Annotated in this window: 17 protein-coding genes; 7 read left to right on the top strand and 10 right to left on the bottom strand. The window is 64.7% G+C overall.

All coding sequences use genetic code 11. From position 1 onward, the window contains the following. From V2L18_RS05835 to V2L18_RS05825, 3 genes are read left to right on the top strand one after another with little or no spacing between them, the layout of a single operon-like run. Positions 1-1,134: a glycosyltransferase family 4 protein gene (locus tag V2L18_RS05835; RefSeq protein WP_336176938.1), complete on the top strand. Its 1,134-nt coding sequence runs from the start codon at positions 1-3 to the stop codon at positions 1,132-1,134. Further along, a complete protein-coding gene (locus V2L18_RS05830; RefSeq protein ID WP_336176937.1) occupies positions 1,110-2,267 on the top strand; it encodes a glycosyltransferase in 1,158 nt (385 codons plus the stop codon). Before V2L18_RS05835 ends, V2L18_RS05830 begins: the two co-directional genes overlap by 25 nt. Continuing rightward, entirely contained in the window at positions 2,264-3,037 is a 774-nt protein-coding gene (locus tag V2L18_RS05825; RefSeq protein WP_336176936.1) for a polysaccharide deacetylase family protein, read from the top strand. The genes V2L18_RS05830 and V2L18_RS05825 overlap by 4 nt, the downstream gene beginning before the upstream one ends. A gap of 37 nt (positions 3,038-3,074) precedes the next feature. Here the strand turns inward: V2L18_RS05825 and V2L18_RS05820 are convergent, their stop codons facing one another. From V2L18_RS05820 to V2L18_RS05775, 10 genes are all read right to left on the bottom strand, one after another. Continuing rightward, positions 3,075-3,647, bottom strand: coding sequence for a class I SAM-dependent methyltransferase (locus V2L18_RS05820; protein ID WP_336176935.1), 573 nt, complete (start codon positions 3,645-3,647; stop codon positions 3,075-3,077). Between the two features lie 58 nt (positions 3,648-3,705). Further along, the gene (locus V2L18_RS05815) at positions 3,706-4,869 is read right to left on the bottom strand and encodes an ABC transporter permease (RefSeq protein ID WP_336176934.1); all 1,164 of its coding nucleotides are present in this window, start codon (positions 4,867-4,869) and stop codon (positions 3,706-3,708) included. Next, complete coding sequence (locus V2L18_RS05810) at positions 4,866-5,891, bottom strand: ABC transporter permease (RefSeq protein WP_336176933.1); 1,026 nt, start codon at positions 5,889-5,891, stop codon at positions 4,866-4,868. The genes V2L18_RS05815 and V2L18_RS05810 overlap by 4 nt, the downstream gene beginning before the upstream one ends. Positions 5,892-5,895: 4 nt before the next feature. Next, on the bottom strand, positions 5,896-7,845 hold the full coding sequence (locus V2L18_RS05805) for an ABC transporter substrate-binding protein (RefSeq protein WP_336176932.1): 1,950 nt from the start codon (positions 7,843-7,845) through the stop codon (positions 5,896-5,898). Beyond that, a complete protein-coding gene (locus V2L18_RS05800) occupies positions 7,842-9,782 on the bottom strand; it encodes an ABC transporter ATP-binding protein (protein ID WP_336176931.1) in 1,941 nt (646 codons plus the stop codon). Before V2L18_RS05800 ends, V2L18_RS05805 begins: the two co-directional genes overlap by 4 nt. 125 nt (positions 9,783-9,907) lie before the next feature. Beyond that, positions 9,908-11,761, bottom strand: coding sequence for an adenylate/guanylate cyclase domain-containing protein (locus tag V2L18_RS05795; protein WP_336176930.1), 1,854 nt, complete (start codon positions 11,759-11,761; stop codon positions 9,908-9,910). Between the two features lie 118 nt (positions 11,762-11,879). Beyond that, the gene (locus tag V2L18_RS05790) at positions 11,880-12,185 is read right to left on the bottom strand and encodes a hypothetical protein (RefSeq protein WP_336176928.1); all 306 of its coding nucleotides are present in this window, start codon (positions 12,183-12,185) and stop codon (positions 11,880-11,882) included. 104 nt (positions 12,186-12,289) lie between these two features. Beyond that, on the bottom strand, positions 12,290-13,483 hold the full coding sequence (locus tag V2L18_RS05785) for a CaiB/BaiF CoA-transferase family protein (RefSeq protein ID WP_336176926.1): 1,194 nt from the start codon (positions 13,481-13,483) through the stop codon (positions 12,290-12,292). 262 nt (positions 13,484-13,745) lie between these two features. Next, positions 13,746-14,981, bottom strand: coding sequence for an acyl-CoA dehydrogenase (locus V2L18_RS05780; protein WP_336176925.1), 1,236 nt, complete (start codon positions 14,979-14,981; stop codon positions 13,746-13,748). A 116-nt stretch (positions 14,982-15,097) separates the two neighbouring features. Further along, the gene (locus tag V2L18_RS05775; RefSeq protein WP_336176922.1) at positions 15,098-15,715 is read right to left on the bottom strand and encodes a TetR/AcrR family transcriptional regulator; all 618 of its coding nucleotides are present in this window, start codon (positions 15,713-15,715) and stop codon (positions 15,098-15,100) included. A gap of 211 nt (positions 15,716-15,926) precedes the next feature. Between V2L18_RS05775 and V2L18_RS05770 the strand changes: the two genes are divergently transcribed. From V2L18_RS05770 to V2L18_RS05755, 4 genes are all read left to right on the top strand, one after another. Then, on the top strand, positions 15,927-16,097 hold the full coding sequence (locus tag V2L18_RS05770; protein ID WP_336176920.1) for a hypothetical protein: 171 nt from the start codon (positions 15,927-15,929) through the stop codon (positions 16,095-16,097). A gap of 98 nt (positions 16,098-16,195) precedes the next feature. After that, positions 16,196-17,011: an alpha/beta hydrolase gene (locus tag V2L18_RS05765; RefSeq protein WP_336176919.1), complete on the top strand. Its 816-nt coding sequence runs from the start codon at positions 16,196-16,198 to the stop codon at positions 17,009-17,011. 217 nt (positions 17,012-17,228) lie between these two features. Further along, a complete protein-coding gene (pepN, locus tag V2L18_RS05760; protein ID WP_336176917.1) occupies positions 17,229-19,871 on the top strand; it encodes an aminopeptidase N in 2,643 nt (880 codons plus the stop codon). A gap of 189 nt (positions 19,872-20,060) precedes the next feature. Further along, positions 20,061-22,469, top strand: a complete 2,409-nt coding sequence (locus tag V2L18_RS05755) for an ATP-binding protein (protein WP_336176915.1) — start codon at positions 20,061-20,063, stop codon at positions 22,467-22,469. The last annotated feature ends 28 nt before the right edge of the window (positions 22,470-22,497 follow it).

The following is a 22,497-nucleotide window of genomic DNA, read 5'->3' as shown; positions in this document are numbered from 1 at the left end:
ATGAAGATCGCCTTCTACGCCCCGCTCAAGCCGCTCGACAGCCCCGTTCCCTCCGGGGATCGCCAAATGGGACGGATGATCGTGCGCGCGCTGGGGATGGCCGGGCACGCGGTGATCCAGCCGAGCCGGTTGCGGCTCTGGCTCAGGGAAGGCGGCGTGGAGGCGCAAAAGGAGAAGGAACGCGCGGCCATCGCGGAAGCGCAATCGCTGATCGAGCGGTTCCGCGATGAAGGCGCGCCCGATCTCTGGCTGACCTATCACCTCTACCACAAGGCGCCTGACTGGCTCGGCACGCGCGTCGCCGATGCACTGAGCATTCCCTATATCGCGATGGAGGCAAGCCGCGCGGAACGGCGGCGCGAGGGCCCCTGGGCCTACGGCTTCGCTGCCGCCGAGACGATGCTCAAACGCGCGGATGCGGTTATCGCCTGTCATCGCCGCGATGCGGCGGGCCTTGCCGCCGTCGTCGCGCCCGAACGGCTGACCATCCTGCCGCCTTTCATCGATGCGGCTCCATTTACTGCCTCGGAAAGACTATCCGTTGCGGGTGGGCCAATGCGCCTCGTTACCGTCGCCATGATGCGTGCCGGGGACAAGATGGCATCCTATCGCGTGCTTGCCGAAGCGCTCGGGCAGATCGGGGATCTCGACTGGACATTGCGACTCGTCGGCGATGGCGAGATGCGTGAGACGGTTCTGGCGCTTCTGCCGCGCGAACGTGTGGAGTGGCGCGGTGAGCTCGCCCCCGACGAGATCGCCGGCGTCTATGCCGATGCCGATCTCTTCGTGTGGCCCGCCGTCAACGAGGCTTATGGTCTGGTCTTTCTTGAGGCGCAGGCATCGGGCCTGACGGTTGTTGCCGGTGCGGCCGGCGGCGTTCCCGATATCGTGCGCGACGGGGAGACGGGCTGGCTTGCCCCGGTCGGCGACGCCACGGCCTTTGCCAAAGCCTTGCGCATTGCTCTCGCCGACCGGACGCGGCTTGCGGCGATGGGCGGGCGGGCACGCACTCACGTGCTCGAAAATCATGACATCCACGCCGCCTCGTCGCGGCTCGACGCGATCGTCCGCCAAACGTGCAACGCTTACCGGGGGAGCAGCGCACCGTCGTGTCGGCAAAACCAACAGTCCTGATATACGTCCAGCACCTGCTTGGAACCGGCCATGTGATCCGGGCCGGGGCCATCGGCCGCGCGCTCTCCCGGCGCGGCTGCGCGGTGACGCTGGCCTGCGGCAACACCCCGCCTCCGACGCTTGATACAGACGGGCTGACGATTGCCGCCCTGCCGCCGGTGCGCGCCCGCGATGCCAGCTTTCGCGAACTGATCGACGAGAATGACCGGCCGATCGACCAGCAATGGAAGGACACGCGCCGGGATCGCCTGCTCGACCTGTTCGATGCCTGCCGGCCCGACATCCTGCTGACCGAAACCTATCCCCTCGGCCGTCGGCAGCTTTCCTTCGAGCTGACCCCGCTCATGGAACTTGCCACCGCATCGCCCCACCGGCCGCTCGTTGCCGGGTCGGTGCGCGACATCCTCGTGCGCAAGGCCGACCCGCGCAAGGAGGAAGCGATGGCGGAGACGGCGCAGCGCTATTTCGACCTGATCCTTGTTCACTCCGATCCCGCGATGGTGCGCCTCGACGACAGCTTTCCGTTCGCAGACAGGGTGGCCCATCTCGTCAGATACACGGGGTACGTCTATCCCGGCAAACGGGCGGAACCGCCGAACGACGAAGGCCGCGACGAGGTGGTCGTTTCCTGCGGCGGCGGGGTCGGCGCCCTGCGCATGCTTGATTGCGCGATCGGGGCCCGGGCGTTTTCGACGCGCGCGGGCGATGCGACATGGCGACTTCTCGTCGGGCACCGGATAGCGGCTCACGATTTCGAGGCCCTCGCGGCATCGGGCGGCACCGGGATCGTCGTGGAACGCGCAAGGTCCGATTTTCCGGGCCTGCTCGGCCGCGCCCGGCTTTCCATCAGCCAGGCCGGCTATAACACCACGCTCGATGTGCTGGCCGCGGGCGTGCCGGGCGTTCTTGTGCCCTTCGCCGAGGAAGGCGAAAACGAGCAGACCACCCGCGCGATGGCGCTTGCCGAGCGCGGACGTGTCGTCTGCGTGGAGGAGACGACGCTGACGCCTGAAACTCTGGCGCGGGCCGCCGACGACGCGCTCGCCCTGTCCCGCATCGAAACGCCCACGGACATGAACGGGGCGGAGGCTTCCGCCGACATATTGATACGAGAATGGGAAAAGCGCCGATGAGCGATCCGCGTTCCGAAGAAAGGGCCAGGTTTCGCACTGCCCTTTCCGCCCACCTCGCCCGCTTTGCGGACCGCGGCATCCGGCTGAGCTTCTGGTGGCGCGACGACGATGCGATCGAGCCGACGCCGGCGCTTGACCGCCTGCTCGACATCGCAAACGGCTACGGCGTGGATATCGGTCTTGCCGTCATTCCCAAGGGCGCGGGCGACGCTCTGGCAGCGCGACTGGATGGCGAGCCGCATGCCGTCGTGCTCCAGCATGGCTGGCAACACAAGAACCATCAGATCCGGGAGGAAGGCGAAAAGGCTGCCGAACTGGGCATCCGACGCGATATGGACGAGGCCCTGCGCGAGTTGATCGCGGGGCGCGAGAAACTGGAGGCACTGTTCGGCGAGCGGTTCATCCCCGCGCTCGTGCCGCCGTGGAACAGGATTTCCGACGAGATCGCGGCAGCGGCCCCCGGCATCGGCCTGCCCGGCCTTTCCACCTTCACCTCGAATGTCGAGAAGGCCCCGCACCGGCTCCAGACCCATCTCGATCCGATCAAGTGGAAGCGGGAGCGCCGGTTCATCGGCTGGGAATCCGCCCAACGCCGCTTCGACGAGATCTTCGAGCATCGCTTCGGCGATCCGGAAGAACCCATCGGCCTGCTCAGCCATCATCTGGTGATGGACGACGATCACTTCGCCTTCTTCGAGGAGGTCATGGAGGTGACAATGGGCCACCCCGGCGCGCAATGGCCATCGTTGAGGGGCCTGTTCGGATTGTAGGCACGGCATGCTCGCAGGCGTCGTGCCGCTTCACCGCTCAAGGCCGCACCAGCCGGAGCTTCCACGTCACGCCCTTGGCCTCGCTCGTCAGTGTCAGGTCGTCGAGCACGGTCCATGCATCGCAGGCCTGCCAGACGCGGGCGATGAGCTTGTGCGCGCCGCTCGTCGGGCGCTTCGGTGCATACATCGAGATTGCTATCACGCCGCCCTCCTCCAGCATCTTTGCGTAGCGGGCGAGCTGGGCTTCCGGTTCCTCGGAGAAGTACAGCACCTCGTTGAAGACGATCGCGGAGAAGCGCTCACCCGCGTCGGGCTCGAAGTCGTGCAGGTCGGAGGCGACGAACCGGCTGGCGGCCGGATCGACGGTCGCCTTCTCGAAGGAAGCCGGCGAGAGATCTACGCCCACATAGCGTTCCGGCCGCAACGCGAGGTGATGCCAAAGCAATCCCTCCCCGCAACCGACATCGAGAAGCGCGCGTGTCGTCCGCATGGAGGCGAGCCAGCCTGCGAGGATGCCGTAGCGGGGGCTCTCCTTCACGTCGTGGAGGAAATCCCAGCGGCCGGCACGGTATTCCTCGTCCCATTCGGCGGCATTGGTGGCATTGGGCATCGCGGGCAGGCTCCTGATCGGGTGGACGCGCACAAGGAAAGCCCCCGACGCCCCGCCCCTACTTGTAGGGATCGGCCGCGTCGCGCAACCCGTCTCCGAGGAAATTGAACGCCAGCACCACCAGGATCACCGGGATCACCGGCATCATCAGCCACGGATAGACGGTAACGACCGAGATGTTCTGTGCCTCGTTCAGCAGCACGCCCCAGCTCACCGCCGGCCGCCTGAGACCCAGATTGAGGAACGAAAGCGCGGTCTCGCCGAGGATCATGGAGGGGATCGACAAGGTCGCGGAAGCAATCAGGTGGCTCGTGAAACCAGGAAGCAGATGCCTTGAGATGATGCGCGAGGGCTTTGCGCCCATCAGAAGCGCCGCCTTGGCATATTCCTCCTCGCGAAGCGCCAGCAGCTTGGAGCGCACGGCGCGTGCGAGACCCGGCCAGTCGAGCAGGCCGAGGATCACCGTGATGCCGAGATAGATCCACACAGGGCTCCAGGTGACCGGAAGTGCCGCCGACAGCGCCATCCACAGCGGCAGTTCGGGCAGGGCGCGCAGGATCTCGATGGTGCGCTGGATCAGACTGTCGAAGATACCGCCGAAATAGCCGGCGATGCCGCCGAGCGTGACGCCGAGCAGCATGGATATGGCAACGCCGATGAGTCCCACCGTAAGCGACAGACGCGCACCGTAGACGATGCCGGAGAACATGTCGCGGCCGAGGCGGTCCGTGCCGAAGGGATAGAAGGTTCCGCCCTCGGCCGGGCAGACCAGATGGAAGCGGCCCGGGACCAGCCCCCAGAACTCGTAAGCCTCGCCCAGACAGAAAAAGCGCAGGCGCTGCACATCAGAGGTGTCGACCCGGTAGTTCCATTTCATCTCCTCCAGATCGACCTCGGCGATCTGGCCGTAGACGAAGGGACCGACGAGCGATCCGTCGTGGAAAAGGTGGATGGCCTGCGGCGGGGCGTAGAGATGTTCGTTGTCGCGCTGGTTCGGCGAATAGGGCGCGATCACCTCGGCAAAGGGAACGCACATGTAGAGCAGGATCAGAAAGACGCCGGACCAGAGCGCGACCTTGTGACGGCGGAACTTCCACCACATGATCTGCCACTGCGATGCCTGATAGTAGCGCTCCTGCTTCGGCGTCAGCCGCTCCGCCTCGCACGGATCGAACGGCTCCGGATTGACATAATGCTGCGTGCCCCCCTCCGCCGTGTTCACGATGCCGCCCTCCCGCCGAGGCGAATGCGCGGATCGAGTATCGCCAGCAGAATGTCGGAGACCAGCATGCCGACCAGCGTCAGCACCGCCACGAACAGCAGGATGAAGCCCGCCAAAAACTGATCCTGGCTCTGCAGCGCGCCGAGCAGCACCGGTCCCACCGTCGGCAGGTTCAAGACCACCGAGACGATGACCGAACCGGAGACGAGCGAGGGGATCAGATTGCCGATATCGGCGATGAAGGGATTGAGCGCCACGCGCAACGGGTACTTCACCAGAAGACGACCTTCCTTCAGACCCTTGGCACGCGCCGTCGTGACGTATTGCTTGTGCAGCTCGTCGAGCAGGTTGGCCCGCAGGCGGCGGATCATTGCGGCCGTGCCCGACGTACCGATGACGATGGTCGGCACGATCAGATGCGCCAGCACCGAGCCCACCTTCGCCAGGCTCCAGGGTTTGTCGATGTATTGCGGATCCATCAGCCCGCCAATGGAGAGCCCGAACCAGCTGTTGGCGAGATAGAGCATGATCAGGCCGAGCAGGAAGTTGGGCGTGGCAAGACCGATGTAGCCGAGGAAGGTAAAGCCGTAGTCGCCCCACGAATATTGCCGGGTCGCGGAATAGATGCCGATCGGGAAGGAGACCATGTAGACGAACAGGATCGTCACGGCATTGAGCAGTATGGTCAGCAGCAGCGTGGAGCCGACCACCTCGGAGACTGGCTGGTCGTATTCGAAGGACCAGCCCCAGTTTCCCTGCAGAAGGCCGTCAAAGCCATGCGGGCCGGGCCAGGCGCCGAGCCAGATGCCGTAGCGCTCCAGAAACGGCTTGTCGAGGGCGAACTCGGTGCGCAGGAATTCCACCTTCGCGATGGCGGATTCCTCGCCCTGCATCTTGAGTTGGGCGATCTGGTTCGACAGGAAATCGCCGGGCGGCAACTCGATGATCAGGAAGGTCAGGAACGAGATGATCAGAAGCGTGGGGATCATCGTCAGCGTCCGGCGCACGATATAGGCGAGCATCCCGTCAGTTCCCCTCGGCCGTTTGCTGGGCGGGACGATCGAGCCAGAACTCGTCCATGCGATGGATGCCGAACTGGGCGCCCGGGTCCCAGCCGTATATGCCTTCGGTTGGCACGTTGCGAAGCCGGTTGGAGACGACGACCGGCTGCTTCACGGCGGAAATCAAACCGATACGCAGGGTCTCCTCGGCGTTGATCTCCAGCATCCGCTGCCAGATCTCGCGACGCTTTTCCATCGTCCCGCTGACCAGCCACGCGCGATAGAGATCGCTGAGCTCCTTCGCCGGCGGATAATCGATCGGCTCGCCCGTCTGCCCCCCGCTTTCCATATAATCCCCCCAACGCGCCCAGGAGAGTTGCTCGGAATTGGTGGGCGCCAGTTCGTTGGGCGGCATGTCCGCCGTCGGAATGCCGTTGTCCAGCCCACCCCAGGCCGACATGACGAGCCCACCGGAAAGCGCGCGCTCGCGAAGCACTTCGCGTTGGGACGGTTTCGGGAAAAGCTTCACCCCGATCTCGCGCCAGGTTTCCCCGACGAGCCCGAGCGCATCGATCTCCTCCGCGCTCTCCCCCGTCGTTTCCACGATGATCTCCAGCGGTCGCCCGTCCGGCAACAGGCGGACACCGTCGCCGCGGCGCTTGGTGAGGCCGATCTCGTCCAGAAGCGCATTCGCCCTTTTCGGGTCGAAGGTCGCCCATGCGGTGCGGTAGCGCTCCTCGTAGAGCGGGCTCTGCGGCAGGATCGTATCGTTGCTCTCCAGCGCGAGGCCGAAATAGAGCACTCGGTTGATCATCCGCCGGTCGATGCCGAGCGACAGCGCGTGGCGGAAGCGAACATCGCGCATCAGCGCACGCCAGACCGGATCGCGCGTCGTGAAATTCGGATAGAGCGTGATATGCGAGCCCTTGGCGATAGGCCAGAGACGGGTCTTGTAGTCGCCGGCCTCCTCGCCGCGCTTCAGCACAGTAATGTCGGAAAAGGCCAGCCCGCGCGCCTGCAGCGAGCTCTCGCCGGCCTGCGTCTTGGCCGATATCAGCCGGCCGTCGGCCACGGTCAGAACGATGCGGTCGATATAGGGCAGCTGCCGGCCGTTCTCGTCGATACGGTGATAATAGGGGTTGCGGATGAAGATCTGGCGCTGCTTGGAACTGCCCTCGGCAACCACCCACGGCTGGAGCGAGGGTTCGGCCCAGTTGGTGGCGCCGAACATGTCGTCGCGCTCGTTGTGCAGCGAGGCCCAGTAGCGCACCTTCTTCGCCGCGACCATTTCCGCAATCTCTTCGGGATTGCCGTATTTCTCGTGGAACTGCTTGAGGTAATGCGCCGGCCTGTAGATGAAGGGCGGGCGTGCCTTGGCGAGTTCCGGCAGGAACAGCGCGTTCGGCTCGTCCCAGCTGTAGCGCACCGTCGTCTCGTCGATCACCTCGAAACGCGGCTTCCTCCCGTTGACGAGCATGAAGTGCGGCGGGCCGGCGGGGGACAGCTTGTCGTTGTTGGCGACGTCCTCCCACCAGTAGCGGAAATCCTCCGCCGTGAACGGCGCTCCGTCCGACCACTTGTGCCCTTTTCGAAGATGCAGGGTGAAAACGCGGTCGTCCTCATTGTCGACCGCCTTCAGAATGTCCGGCTTCAGGTTCAGATTCTCGTCATAGCCGACGAGACGGGCATAGCCCCAGGCGTTGACGAGGCGGGCATCCTTGGCCCGGCCGATCAGCGTGTCGATGTCACCGCCATGGCGGCCCGGCATGCGTCCCTTCGCCTCAAGGTTCACGACAAGCGGTTCCTGCGGCACCCGCTCGTCGATTGACGGCAGGTTCACGCCGGCATGCGTGTGTCGCAACGTCTTGGTTTCAATGAGCTTCGGCCGTTCCCCCGCAACGCCGACGCGGGTGGCGGCAGGCAGCGCGAGGGCGCACAGGAACAGCATCGCCGCCAGCCGGAAGGGACCGGTCACGCCAGGATCTCCTCTTCGCTCGCCGGTTCCGCCATGAATGCGGGCCCTCGGCCGTATCCGGGCGCGCAGACGTAATGGTCCGGCGCCATTTCAACGAGCTTCGGATAGGTTCCCTCTAGCAGGCGAAACGGCTGCGGCCAGTTTTCAGGGGCAGAGAGCCCGCTTCCGCCGCCGGCTTCCAGCGAGGACGATCCGCCAACGGATGGATCGAGTACCGCTCCCATCAACGCCTTGGTGTAGGGATGGAGCGGGTTGCCCACGATCTCCGCCGTCTCGCCGAGTTCCACCAAGCGGCCCCGGCACATCACGGCGATGCGGTCGGCGATGTAGTCGACAACCGCGAGATTGTGGCTGACGAACAGATACGTGAGCCCCAGTTGCTGCTGGAGGTCCTTCAGGAGATTGAGGATCTGCGCCTGGACGGAGACGTCGAGCGCGGAGACGGGTTCGTCGCAGATGATGAACTCCGGGTCCAGTGCAAGAGCCCGGGCGATGCCGATGCGCTGGCGCTGGCCGCCGGAAAAGGAGTGCGGATAGCGCCGCAGGAAGCGCGGATCGAGCCCGACCATCTCCATCAGTTCGCGCACCCGCTCCTGGATCCGCGCACGATTGCCGCATTTGTGGATGATCAGCGGCTCCATCAGAATCTCGTTCACGGTCATGCGCGGATTGAGCGAGGAAAACGGATCCTGGAAGATCATCTGCGCGCGTCGCCGGTAGTCGAACAGCTCGTCTGCCCCGAAGTTGCGGATGTCCCGCAGACGGCCGTCGACCGCATAGTCGACGTGGCCTTCGTCGAGATCGATGGCGCGCAGGATCGCCTTGGAGGTGGTGGTCTTGCCGCAACCCGATTCCCCCACCAGCCCCAGGCATTCGCCACGCCGGATCGTCAGGTTGACAGCATCGAGCGCCTTTACCGTCTGCGCGGCAGACTTCCACATCCCACTCTTGCGCAAGGTGAAGGTCTTGGAGACGTTCTCCAGCTGGATCAGCGGCTCGCCGGAATTGCCCCCCGCGCGTGCGGTTTCGGGGGCGGGACGCGCGGGTATCGGGCGCACAGGCACCAGCCGTTCTCCCGGCTTCATGCCGAAGCGCGGAACGGCGCGCATGAGCGCCTTCAGATAATCGTGGCGCGGATCGTTGAAGAGCTCTTCGGTATCGCCCGCCTCCATGATCCTGCCGTGGTAGATCACCACCACCTTGTCGGCGACGTTGGCGACGACGCCGAAATCGTGGGTGATCATCAAGACGGACATGTCGAGCTCGCTCTGCACGTCCTTGATGAGCTTGAGGATCTCGGCCTGGATGGTGACATCGAGCGCGGTGGTGGGCTCGTCGGCGATGAGCAGCGCCGGCCGGCAGACCAACGCCATGGCGATCATCGCACGCTGGCGCAGGCCGCCCGACAGCTCGAAGGGATAGGTGGAAAGGGCGCGCGCGGGATCGGGGAAGCGCACGAGACGCAACATGTCGCGGGTCAGCTCCCGCGCCTGCGATGCGGAAGCCTTGGAATGAAGCTGCACCGCCTCGCCGATCTGGTCGCCGATCGTGTGCAACGGCGACAGCGACGTCATCGGCTCCTGGAAAATGATGGCGATGCGATTGCCGCGCAGACTGCGCATCGCCGCGCCGGAGGGATCGAGCCGGGCGATGTCGACTTCGCCCGAACCGGACGCGTAGCCGGACACTTTACCTGACAGTTTTCCAGGCAAGGGAGCGGGATCGCGGAAGCGGATGGCGCCACCGGTGATGCGTGCCGCCTTCGGCAAAATGCCCATGATCGCCTGCGAGATCACGCTCTTGCCCGATCCGGACTCGCCGACGAGCGCGACCGTACGGTTCTGCGGAATGGCGAAGGAGACCTTGTCGACCGCCCGGCTCCGGCCTTCCGCGGTCTCGAATTCGATTGTCAGGTCCTCGACTTCGACAATGTCCACACGCCTCTCCTCACCCCGTTCCCGGCCGCCATTATATGGTGGCTTTCAGGAGGAAAAAGCTGAAATCGCACGCACAACCCGGCCGCCACATTCACGCATCCCCGACACATCGCGCGTGACGAAAATCACGTATTCGCGGCATTTAATTCCGTTACGTCATTTTCGGGATAGAGCCGCCAGACATCGACCTCCGCCTCTCGCCCGCGCAGCTGATGACATCCGACGTGCTGGCGGGGAATGCCGTCGTCAAGCCTTGCCAGCGTGCTCGCGCTGGTCAGGATGACCACGTCGTCGGCCCCGGCAACATGGCGGCCCAGATCCTGCAAACGCTGGGAGACATTCACCGCATCGCCGACGATCGTGTAGTCGACGCGGTCGAAGGCGCCGATATTGCCGACGATGACGGGGCCGGTATGGATGCCGATCCTGATCCGGGTGCGCTGGGCAGGCTCGGCAACCGCGCGGTTGCTCTCCTGAAGCGCCGCCTTGATGACGGCAACCGCGCGAACCGCAGCCTCGGCATGATCCTCACGCGCATCGGGCGCCCCCCAGAAGGCCAGCATGCCGTCGCCCATGAACTTGTCGACGGTGCCGTTTTCCGCCTCCACGGCGGCGACCAGCATGGCGAAATGGCGGTTCAGGAAATCCGCCGCCTCGCCCGCGCTCAGGCCTTCGGACTGGCGCGTGAAGCCGACGATATCGGTGAAGACGATGGTCAGTTCCACCTCGCGCGAACGGGTGACTTCGGCCATGCCCAGCCGCATGAGCTTTCGAAACAGAGTCTTGGGGACGTAGGTGTTGAGCGAACGTAAGCCCACGGCCATGGAATTGAAGGCCTGCATCACCTGATCGATCTCCTGCACCGGGCTTTCGGGCAGGAGTTCCACCTTGTCGAATTCCAGCGCGGCGACCTTGCGCGACTGTTGCACCACGTTTGCGAGCGGTCGGGTCAACCGGCGCGCGATGCGGAACGACAGATAGATCGCTACGAGCATCGCCGCCAGGCCGACGAGGCTGGAGCCGACCAGCCGCCGGACCTCGCCGGAGACGGTGCTGTCGAGGAAGTAGACGCCGACCACCCAGCCCACCGGCCCGTAACCGCTGATGCGGCGCGACATGGTGATGTATTCGGCATCGGCGGTATCGATCTCGCGCACGTCGACGCCAGCCTGTCGTGCGGCATCGAAGGGCGCCATCGTCGGGGTCTGAAAGAGCGCGCTCAGCACCGGGTCGCCGAAAGTGGAGACGGGACGCGGCAGCCGCCATCCGTCGGGTCGCGCTCCCTGGACGCGTTCAAGATCGGAATAGGCGATCACCCGTCCGTTGTCGCTCAGGATGAATGCAGTTCCCGAACCGATGTCGAGCGCCTCCACCATTTCGCTCAGCGCATCGGTGGACACGGTCGCAATGAGCGTCGCATCGATCTTGCCGTCGCGCACAAGCGGCGCACTGACATTGGCGAACACGCCGTAGTCGTTCACGACCATCGGCCCCCAGGCGGGACCGGAGGCGACATCGAAAACCGGCGGCCGGAACGGGCCGCCGATACGGTCGCGCGGATTGTGCCAGGGAACGGGTTGCAATTCTCCCCCGCTCGCCTTCACCACGCCGAACGCACCGCGGCCGGGCACCACGACCATCAGGCCGCCGGCGGCAGGAACCGAGGAAAGGGAAGCCGCCAGCGCTGTACGCAGGGTGCCCTGATCGTCGAGCTGCACGTCCGTCTCGCCATAGAGCTTCTGGAGCGCGCCGACGGCGGCTGCGACCGGATCGAGACGCCCCCGCAACCCCGTTTCCAGCGAATTGGTGGTGAGCACCACCTTGTCGTTGAGAAGCGCGAAGGTGTTCTCGAAATTCGCGCGGCCGGACAGGGCGAGCACGATCGCCATGGATATGCCGACGAGCAGCGCGTAGGACCCGCCTGCGATCAAGACGATGGACGGCTTCTTCCTTCTGCGCCACGGGCGCCAACCGCTCATGACCTGCCAGCCCTCCCGCCCGTCAACCGTTCCGCCGCCGCCCCCGGGACGTCCGCTGGTCTTTCGCTCCAAATGCCCGTCCTGGCAACGCGCAGGATCGGGGTTTGCGGGAATGACGTCAATCGAAGAACGGTCGGAACAGAGGCTCGTCGCAACGGTAGCCAACGAGGCATTGCGGGTTGTCGCGGGTGGGCGCGCGCTCGGTAAAGAGCCGCTGCCAGCGGTCGCAGTAGCGCTGGTGGGTAACGAGCCGCTGGAAAGTGTGCGGGCCGGTGGTCATCACCACGGCCCCGTGCCTGCGCACGAAGTCCTGCGCCTGCGCGCAGGTCATCGATCGGGTATCGGGCCGAGCTGCGGCCTGGGCGGGAACGAGAAAGACGGCAAGCTGGGCAAGAACGAGAAACAGCGCAAATGGCCTGAACATGGCGAGAACCTTCGTGCCGGGATCAATGGATCAGCAGTCTAGCAGAGCCTTTGCGGCGGATCTGCGCAGCATTCGGCAAAACCACTGCCGATGCCCGCGCGTTTCTACCCTTCTTCGCCTTTGCGACCAAGCTCGGCGAGGATTTCCGCCGTGTGTTCGCCGAGCCTCGGCGAGGGCCGATCCATGGACATGTCGGAGCGCGAAAAGCGGATGGGACTGCGCACCGAGGGGATCGTGTCGCCCTGTGGCGAAACCAGTTCCAGTTTCAGGCCGCGATGGATCACCTGACGGTCGGAAAAGACGTCGGCGACCGTGTTGATCGGTCCGGCCGGAACGCCGACCGCCTCCAGCTTCGCGAGAAGCGCGTCGCGGGCGAAGGTGCGGGTGACGGGGGCGAGTTCGCTGACAAGCTCTTCGCGGTTCTTCACCCGGCCTGCATTGGTTTTGTAGGCAGCGATCGCGGCCAGATCCGGACGGCCGATCACCTCGCAGAAGCGGGCATACTGGCCGTCATTGCCCACCGCCACGATCAGATGCCCGTCGCTTGCCGGGAAGACCTGGTAGGGCACGATGTTGGGGTGTGCGTTGCCGAGCCGGCGCGGAGCGTTGCCGGAGACGAGATAGTTCATCGCCTGATTGGCGAGAATGGCGGTGGAGGCATCCATCAGCGCCATGTCGATGTGCTGGCCGAGCCCGGAGATCTCGCGCTCGCGCAGCGCGGCCAGGATGGCGATCGTGCCGTAGAGCCCGGTGAAGATATCGCAGACCGCGAGCCCCACCTTCTGCGGCTCGCCCTCCGGATCGCCGGTCAGATCCATGATCGAGCTCATGCCCTGGATCATGAAGTCGTAGCCGGCGCGGTGGGCATAGGGCCCGTCCTGGCCGAAACCGGTGATCGAGCAATAGACCAGGCGCGGGTTCACCTCCTTCAGGACCCCATAGTCGAGCCCGTATTTCTTGAGCCCGCCAACCTTGAAGTTCTCCACCAGCACATCGGCCTGACGCACGAGATCGCGCACGATCGCACGCCCCTCGTCGGTGCGGAAATCGGCCGTGATCGACCGCTTGCCGCGATTGCAGGCATGGAAATAGGCGGCGCCCAGATCCTCGCCGTTGGCACCCGACACAAACGGCGGCCCCCAGCCGCGGGTGTCATCTCCGTCCGGCGATTCCACCTTGATCACGTCGGCGCCGAGATCTGCGAGCGTCTGACCGATCCACGGACCGGCAAGGATGCGGGCGAGTTCGAGCACGCGGACGCCCTTGAGCGGTGCATCCGAGGAGGGAGACTGGGTCACGGCAAGCAATCCCGGGTTCTGTACGGGGCACGAAATACGGTGCGGGAGACGGGAGCGTGTGGCCGATCCTTCGAGACGGCCTTATCAGGCCTCCTCAGGATGACGTTGTGTATGTTGATAGTTTCGATGGACCAACAACACGATAACGTCATCCTGAGGAGGCGCGAAGCGCCGTCTCGAAGGATGGGCCACACACCCGCCTCCAGAGATCACCGGATGATTGCGGAGCGCCGGGCGCTCCGCAATGCCTGTCTCAGGTCTATCAGAAAAACGCCTGCAGACCGGTCTGCGCGCGGCCGAGGATCAGCGCGTGGACGTCGTGCGTGCCCTCGTAGGTGTTGACCGTCTCCAGGTTCTGCGCGTGGCGCATGACATGGTATTCCTCGGAGATGCCGTTGCCGCCGTGCATGTCGCGCGCCATCCGGGCGATATCCAGAGCCTTGCCGCAATTGTTGCGCTTGACGATGGAGATCATCTCCGGCGCCGCGCGGTGCTCGTCGAACAGCCGGCCGACGCGCAAGCTCCCCTGAAGGCCCAGCGCGATCTCCGTCTGCATATCGGCCAGCTTCTTCTGGAAAAGCTGGGTGTTGGCGAGCGGCCGGCCGAACTGCTTGCGCTCCAGGCCATAGGCCCGCGCACGGTGCCAGCAGTCTTCCGCGGCGCCCATCGCGCCCCAGGAAATGCCGTAGCGCGCGCGGTTGAGGCAGCCGAAGGGACCCTTCAGGCCCGAAACGTTCGGCAGCAGCGCGTCCTCGCCGACCTCGACATTGTCCATCACGATCTCGCCGGTGATGGAGGCGCGCAAGGAGAGCTTGCCGCCGATCTTCGGGGCCGAAAGCCCCTTCATGCCCTTTTCCAGCACGAAGCCGCGGATCTGGTTGTCATGGGCCTCCGACTTCGCCCACACGACGAAGACGTCGGCGATGGGGGCGTTGGAGATCCACATCTTGGAGCCCTTGAGCACGTAGCCGCCATCGGTCTTGATGGCACGGGTGCGCATCGCGCCGGGATCGGAGCCGGCATCGGGCTCGGTCAGCCCAAAGCAACCGACATATTCGCCGGACGCGAGCTTCGGCAGATACTTCTTGCGCTGCTCTTCCGAGCCGTAGGCATAGATCGGGAACATCACCAGCGAGCTCTGCACCGAATTCATCGAGCGGTAGCCGCTGTCGACACGCTCCACCTCGCGCGCCACGAGGCCATAGGCGACGTAGGAGGCGTTGGCGCAGCCGTATTCCTCCGGCAGCGTCACGCCGAGAAGGCCGAGCTCGCCCATCTCGTTGAAGATCTCGCGATCCGTCTTTTCTTCCGCGTAGGCTTCCAGCACCCGCGGCAACAGCTTCTCCTGCGCGTAGCTGCGCGCGGTCTCCATGATCATCCGCTCATCTTCGGTGAGCTGATCGACCAGCAGGAACGGATCGTCCCAAACGAACTTGCCGCCGCCGGAAGGCGAAGGCGCGGACGAAGAAGAGGCGGATTTCGTGGCGGTCACGGTCATGTGCGAGGTCTCCCATGGCGTTGCGGAATGGCGCCCGGGGGCCGACCCGGCCCGTTTCGCGCCCGCTTCCGTATTTTCCTACCGTCTGGCCGGTAATAAATCGAATTCGAAAAAAGTCAATCGGTACCAATGCCCTTGAGAACGATACGAGCATAATCGGCGGCGATCTCCTCCGCCGCCTTGCGCCCGCCCGGATTGTACCAGCGCGTCATCCAGTTCAACATGCCGAGGATGCCGCGCGCGACAAGCGGCGCATCGTCGAATGCGAAGGCGCCTGCCGCCCGCCCCTCTTCCAGAATGCGCGTCAGAAAATCGGTATAGGCCCGCCGTGCCGCCATCTGTTCGGGGGTAAACACATAAAGATCGCCGCCGCGGCCGATGAAGGCGGCGCGGTAGTGATCGCGGTTTTTCTCGAAATAGGCGGCATGGGCCGCCATGAAAGCGCCAATGCGTTCGGCCGGAGCCTCCACGCCCTCCACCCGCGCCCGCGCGCCGTCCAGCATGTCGGACAGGACGGCGAGGACGATGGTGTCGAAGAGGTCCTGCTTGGTGGCGAAATAGTGATAGAGGCCGGCCTTGGTCACCCCCACGGCGGAGGCGACGTCCTGAAGCGAGGTGGCGTCATAGCCCTTGGCGGCGAAGAGTGCGGCCGCTGCATCGCAGATGGTGCGGCGCGGATCGCGCATCGTCGAGGGTCGGCCGGGGCGCGACGGCGAGGTGTCCTGGGTGCTCATGGGTTCTTGGCTAGCCCATGGGCGGTGACGGAGCAAACCGATTGTGCCCTACGAACCTATTTGGCGCTTTTATGCATGATACAGTTTCGGCAAGACTGACGCGTCGAGAGACTACGACTCTGGCTGTTTTCAGCCGCTAAACCTGTGCTGTGCGCCACGGATTTATCGAGTTCAGATTCAGTTCCGGTACAAATCTCAACCGGAGACTAAAATGGACGTCGATCGCCTCCTTGCTCGCCTCAGGAACGCACTGGCATTATTTTTACTTGTTTATTTTATAGCGAAACAAGTATTATATCCTGAAATAACGATCGAAGAGTTCGTTATTATAAAAATAATATTGGAAATGCCTTTCAATGCCCCACCCTCTGATAAAAAGTGAGGTATTCTCGTGACCCTCGGCCCCAGAATCTGAAATGATCGCGTACTCTCACAATTCGCAACGCGCGCATGACGGCCGTTGCCGCGCCGGGGAAAGCGATGATCGATTACGAAGCCGAATACAACAACCGCGCCATGGTGCCCGAGCATCCCGAGATCATCGCCGGCTGGGAACGAGACGCAGCCGCCTACCGGGAAAGTTCCCCTTGCGAGCTCGACCGCGCCTACGGGCTCGGTCCGCGCCTGTTCTACGACCTGTTCCACCCCACCGGCGGCACCGAGGCGCGCACCATCGCGCTGTTTCTGCATGGCGGCTACTGGCAGGCGCTGGATCGCAAGCATTTCTCCCATATGGCGCGCGGACTGAACGCGCACGGCTATACGGTCTGCGTGGCAAGCTATGATCTCTGCCCGGATGTACGCATCGGCACCATCGTCAGCGAGATCCGCGATCTTGCCGAATATCTGTGGGAGACCTACCGCAAGCCCATCGTCGCCTATGGCCATTCCGCCGGCGGCCACCTGACCGCCTCGCTGCTCGCCACCGACTGGCGCGCCCGCAGCCTGCCGCCCGCACTCGCCGCAGCCGGCATGGCGATTTCCGGTCTGTTCGACCTGCTGCCGCTGATCGGCACGAGCGTGAACACGGCGCTTAAGATGGACCAGCGCGAGGCCATCGCCAATTCGCCGATCGCCATGGGCATTCCCTATGGCACCAGGCTCATCGCTGCGGTTGGGGGCGAGGAATCGGCCGAATACAAGCGCCAGAGCCGTGTCATTGTCGATTTCTGGAGCCGCGGCGGCATCGAATCGACCTTGCGCGAGGAGGCGGGCGCCAACCATTTCACCGTCATCGCGCCGCTGGCCAACCCGGAAAGCGCGCTCGTTCACGATCTCGCCCAACTCGGCAAGTAGGCGTCTGGCTCGAGACTTCGTCTGCCGCGCTTGTGACGGGACGTGCCGCCTGCGAAGGCTTCACCCCCCTTCCCGCCTCCGCCTGCGTTCGCTATGGAAGAACTCGGCCATGGCTTCCACGGTCGTGCCAAGGGCAACACTGGCCCCGATACAAGAGCGTCCCATCTAGATCAGAAGCGCCCGAAGGCGCCTGAAACAAGCCTGGAGAGAATTGTCGATGCGCACCGATGTGGCTCAACCCGTCCGCCTCGAGGACTACCGCCCCACGGCCTATGCCATCGGCACGGTCGATCTCGACATCCACCTCGCACCGAAGGCGACCCGGGTGACGGCCAGGATCGCGTTTTCCCGGCGCGAGGAAACGGCGCCCGGCACCCCGCTGGAACTTGCGGGCGATGAGCTGAAGCTCGTCGGCGTTTCGCTGAACGGCGCACCGCTTGGCGAGACCGACTACGAGGCCGACGCCGAGACGCTCACGATCAAGACGCCGCCAGCAGAGCCCTTCGTGCTGGAGATCGTCACCGAGATCGATCCGGACGCCAATTCCAAGCTGATGGGGCTCTACCGTTCGTCCGGCACCTATTGCACCCAGTGCGAGGCCGAGGGCTTCCGCCGCATCACCTATTTCTACGACCGGCCGGACGTGCTCGCCGTCTACACGACCCGTATCGAGGCGGAAAAGGCGGAGGCACCTGTCCTGCTCGCCAACGGCAATCCGGTGGAGGCCGGCGACATCGAAGGCACCGGCCGCCATTACGCCATCTGGCACGACCCGTTTCCCAAGCCGTCCTATCTCTTCGCCATGGTGGCGGGCGATCTCGCCTGCGTCACCGACACCTACCGCACCTTAATCAGCGGCCGCGACGTCGAGCTTCGCATCTATGTGGAACACGGCAACGAAACGCGCTGCGACTATGCCATGGACGCGCTCAAGCGCTCGATGCGCTGGGACGAGGAGGTCTTCGGCCGCGAATACGATCTCGACATCTTCATGATCGTCGCGGTTTCCGACTTCAACATGGGCGCGATGGAGAACAAGGGCCTGAACGTCTTCAACGACAAGTACGTTCTGGCCAATCCCGAGACCGCGACCGATCAGGACTACGCCGGCATCGAGGGCGTGATCGCGCACGAGTACTTCCACAACTGGACCGGCGACCGCATCACCTGCCGCGACTGGTTCCAGCTTTGCCTGAAGGAAGGCCTTACCGTCTTCCGCGACCAGGAATTCTCCTCCGACATGCGCTCGCGCGCGGTCAAGCGCATCGCCGACGTGCGGCTTTTGCAATCGCACCAGTTCTCCGAGGACGGCGGCCCGCTCGCCCATCCGGTCAGGCCCACCGTCTACCGCCAGATCAACAACTTCTACACCGCGACCGTCTACGAGAAGGGCGCGGAGATCGTTCGCATGATCAAGACGCTGCTCGGCGATGACGGCTTCCGGGCCGGCATGGATCTCTATTTCGAACGCCATGACGGTGAGGCAGCGACCATCGAGGACTTCATCAAGAGCTTCGAGGACGCCAACAAGACCGATCTCACCCAGTTCGCACGCTGGTATGCGCAGGCGGGAACGCCGTCGCTGAAGGTGTCGGAGACCTGGGACGAGGCGGCAAAGAGCCTTCGCATCGACATCGAGCAGTCCTGCCAGCCGACGCCCGGCCAGGCGATCAAGGAGCCTTTCACCATTCCGGTCCGCTTCGGCCTCATCGGCCCCAACGGCGCCGACATGGAATGGAGCGCGGTCACCGGCGCGGACGTGCGCGACGACGTGATCGTGCTGAGCGAGCCGAACCACGCCATCACCTTCGACGGGCTGAGCTCGCGGCCGGTGACATCGCTGCTGCGCGGCTTTTCCGCGCCGGTGCGGCTCACCGATGACAAGGATCGCGAGGCGCTGGTCTTCCTGGCGCGCCACGACAGCGATCCCTTCAACCGCTGGCAGGCGGTGCAATCGCTTGCCATGCAGCTCCTCAAGCGCGGCGCCAAGGGCCCCGGAAACCTCGCGGCCGACGAAATCCAGGAATTTGCCGCCCTTCTCGGCGAGGCCGCATCGGATGACGGCTTTGAACCAGCCCTGCGCGCGCAGCTTCTGCAGCTTCCCGCCGAATCCGATATCGCCCGCGAAATCGGCACGGATGTCGACCCTGACGCCATCGCATCGGCCCGCAAGGCCGTTCAGGTGGCGGTGGCCGGCCATTGCGCGGAAGGCTTCGCGATCCTCTACGAAGCGCTGGCCGACACAGGCGCCTATTCGCCCGATGCGGATGCTGCGGGCCGGCGGGCGCTGCGGCTGACTGTGCTGGAATATCTCGCCTGCATCGACGGCGAGGCGAGCGCACGTACGCTCGACCACTACAAGGCTTCCGACAATATGACCGACCGGCTGACGGCGCTGCGTCTGCTCGTCCATCGGGCCGATTCCGGTACACAGGAGGCGCTGGAGGACTTCGAGACGCGTTTTGCCGGCGAGGCGCTCGTCATGGACAAGTGGCTGACCGTGCAGGCCACCGCACCCTTCCCCGAGACGCTTGCACGCATCCGCACGCTGACGTCGCACTCGGCCTTCTCGTTCACCAACCCCAACCGCATCCGGGCACTGATCGGCGCCTTTGCGGCCGGCAACCAGACCCAGTTCAACCGCGCCGACGGCGCCGGCTTCAATTTCATGGCCGACACGGTGCTGACGCTCGACAAGCGTAATCCACAGGTCGCAGCGCGCCTGCTCTCCGCCTTCCGCTCCTGGCGCGCACTGGAGCCGGGACGACGTGCCCTTGCGGAAGCGGCGCTGCGCCGGGTGGCGGAAGCCGAGGGTCTTTCCAGCGATGTGCAGGATATCGCCACGCGCAGTCTGCAATAGGCACAATTCGCCTTGCCAGCACTGCGCTACAGGTTAGCGCGAATGGTTAATGCCTGTCCGGAGCCGTAGATTATTTTTTGTCTGCGGACTCTGGACAAGATGATTCGCGTGGATTCAAATGAAGCTGATTCGGGCGTGCGGCGTACATCGGATCCACGAGGCTGACAACCACTTTTGAAGGAAATACCAATGGCGCGGGCCTTCATCGGCAACGCGACAGGGCGACGTTTTGGCTTTTTTTCCAGGCGATGGAAATCAGCAAGTGCCCGTTCGCCAAAGACGACGCTCACCGGACACATCCGGCTGCTGGCGCGCCCCGCCTATGCCCGCCTTGTTTCCACCGAAGGCATCCTGCGCCGCGCCATTCCTGTCCTGAGCCTGCTCTTCGTGGCCTCCCTCGCCTGTTACCGGGCTGTGGAAATGACCGGCGAGCACGCGGAGACAGAGGCCCGCGCCCGAGACCAGCTCACCCTTATCGCGACGACGCTCGCCGCCCGGCTTTCCTCGGCCGAGGAAAATCTTCCCGAGGTCGGGTACCAGGCGGCGCTGCGCAATGCGCTCGCCGAGGCCCTGCCGCCGCGCGCCACCAGCTTCGGCCGCCAGATCCTGGTGACCAATCCCGAAGGCACCGTCGTCGCCTCCCAGCCGCCGCGCCCTGATCTGGAGCAGCGCTCGCTGATCTCGCTGATGGGCCCGAACCAGCCGCTCACGACTTTCGGCGCGCGCGCCGGGGTGCTGGAAATCGCCGAGGCCGACAGCAACGAGGTTCTGGCGACCGTCCATCACCTGGACAGCAAGCTCGGCATGGTCGCCGTGCTGCAGTCGGTCGACGACATCTTCGCCGGCTGGCGCTCGTCGCTCCACGCCACGGTCACGCTTTTCGTCGGCACGTCGTCGGTTCTCATCGTCCTCATCTACGCCTTCTACAGCCAGGCCGCCCGCGCCGAGCAGGCCGACGAGATCTACGCCGCGGCCCGCACCCGCATCGACACCGCCCTCAACCGCGGGCGATGCGGCCTGTTCGACTGGGACCTCGGCCGCGGCCGGATGTTCTGGTCGGAAAGCCTTTACGAGATTCTCGGCCAGCCGCCCAGCGACGACCTCGTCGGGTTCGCCGACTGGGCCGCGCTCATGCACCCCGAGGACGGCGATCTCTACGAAATCGCCTCCGAATTGCTGGAGACCGGCGAGACGACGGTGGACCGCATGTTCCGCATGCGGCATGCCAACGGCTCGTGGATCTGGACGCGGGCGCGCGCCGAGGTGGTGCAGGAGCCCGGCGCCGCCTCGCCGCATCTGATCGGCATCGTCGTCGACGTGACCGAGCAGCGCCAGCTTGAGGAATCCTCGCGCACCGCCGACCTGCGCCTGCGCGATGCCATCGAGACGATCTCGGAAGCCTTCGTGCTGTGGGATGCCTCCAACGAACTGGTGATGTGCAACACCAACTACATGGAGCTGCACAACCTGCCCGCCGCCCGCATCCAGGCCGGCATGCCCTATTCGGAGGTGATGGAGAACGCCCGCCAGCCCGTCGTCACCACGCACATCAAGCCGGCCGACAGCCTGCCCGCCGGCTCGCGCTTCTACGAGGCGCAGCTGGAAGACGGACGCTGGCTGCAGATTTCCGAGCGCCGCACCAAGGATGGCGGCTACGTGTCGGTGGGCACCGACATCACCGCTCGCAAGCTGCACGAGGAAAAGCTGATGGACAGCGAGCGGCGCCTGATGGCGACCGTCGCCGACCTGCGCCAGTCGCGCCAGAAGCTGGAATATCAGGCCCAGCAGCTCGTCGAGCTTGCGGAGAAGTATGCCGAGGAAAAGACCCGCGCCGAGGATGCCAACCGCGCAAAGTCGGAATTCCTCGCCAACATGAGCCATGAGCTCAGGACCCCGCTGAACGCCATCATCGGCTTTTCCGAGATCATGGTCGGCGGCATGTTCGGCGAGCTGGGCTCGGAGAAGTACGGCGACTACTGCCGCGACATCCACAAATCCGGCACGCATCTGCTCGGCGTCATCAACGACATTCTCGACATGTCGAAGATCGAGGCCGGCCGGCTGGATCTCTCCTTCGACGAACTCAATCTGGCGAGCTTCATCGACGAGACAGTGCGCGTGATCACGCCGGAGGCGGACGCCAAGGAGATCGCAGTCGAACGCGATGTAGCGACGGACCTCGCGATCAACGCCGACAGCAAGGCCGTCCGCCAGATCCTGCTGAACCTGATGTCGAACGCGGTGAAGTTCACCCCCAAGGGCGGAAAGATGACCGTGACGGCGCGCCCCAGCGGCAAGGCCTATGTCGCGATTTCGATCGCCGACAACGGCATCGGCATCGCCAAGAAGGACATCGCCCGGCTGGCGAACCCGTTCGTGCAGGTGGAAAACCAGTTCACCAAGAGCCACCAGGGTTCCGGCCTCGGCCTCGCCATCGCCCGCTCGCTGGTCGATCTCCACGACGGCACGATGGAAATCAAGTCCCGCGTCGGCCTCGGCACCACGGTGACGGTCACCCTCCCGGTCAAGCACGAAGACGGCTCGCCGCGCCTGACGGCAGCCGAAGACAGCGCCCCGGCGAAGGCCCTGCGGGCCTGAGATCGAGCGGCGCCGACCGCTGCCGCGC

Origin of the sequence: Breoghania sp. JC706, from assembly GCF_037026715.1 — a bacterium.
Taxonomy (GTDB): Bacteria; Pseudomonadota; Alphaproteobacteria; order Rhizobiales; family Stappiaceae; genus Breoghania.
Note: the sequence above shows the minus strand (reverse complement) of the source record. Positions and strands in the feature narration are given on the sequence as shown.

Coding starts and splice junctions, on each gene's coding strand:
- V2L18_RS05835 (WP_336176938.1), top strand. CDS start 1: ATGAAGATCGCCTTCTACGCCCCGCTCAAGCCGCTCGACAGCCCCGTT.
- V2L18_RS05825 (WP_336176936.1), top strand. CDS start 2,264: ATGAGCGATCCGCGTTCCGAAGAAAGGGCCAGGTTTCGCACTGCCCTT.
- V2L18_RS05820 (WP_336176935.1), bottom strand. CDS start 3,647: ATGCCCAATGCCACCAATGCCGCCGAATGGGACGAGGAATACCGTGCC.
- V2L18_RS05810 (WP_336176933.1), bottom strand. CDS start 5,891: ATGCTCGCCTATATCGTGCGCCGGACGCTGACGATGATCCCCACGCTT.
- V2L18_RS05795 (WP_336176930.1), bottom strand. CDS start 11,761: ATGAGCGGTTGGCGCCCGTGGCGCAGAAGGAAGAAGCCGTCCATCGTC.
- V2L18_RS05790 (WP_336176928.1), bottom strand. CDS start 12,185: ATGTTCAGGCCATTTGCGCTGTTTCTCGTTCTTGCCCAGCTTGCCGTC.
- V2L18_RS05780 (WP_336176925.1), bottom strand. CDS start 14,981: ATGACCGTGACCGCCACGAAATCCGCCTCTTCTTCGTCCGCGCCTTCG.
- V2L18_RS05775 (WP_336176922.1), bottom strand. CDS start 15,715: ATGAGCACCCAGGACACCTCGCCGTCGCGCCCCGGCCGACCCTCGACG.
- V2L18_RS05770 (WP_336176920.1), top strand. CDS start 15,927: ATGGACGTCGATCGCCTCCTTGCTCGCCTCAGGAACGCACTGGCATTA.
- V2L18_RS05765 (WP_336176919.1), top strand. CDS start 16,196: ATGATCGATTACGAAGCCGAATACAACAACCGCGCCATGGTGCCCGAG.
- pepN (WP_336176917.1), top strand. CDS start 17,229: ATGCGCACCGATGTGGCTCAACCCGTCCGCCTCGAGGACTACCGCCCC.
- V2L18_RS05755 (WP_336176915.1), top strand. CDS start 20,061: ATGGCGCGGGCCTTCATCGGCAACGCGACAGGGCGACGTTTTGGCTTT.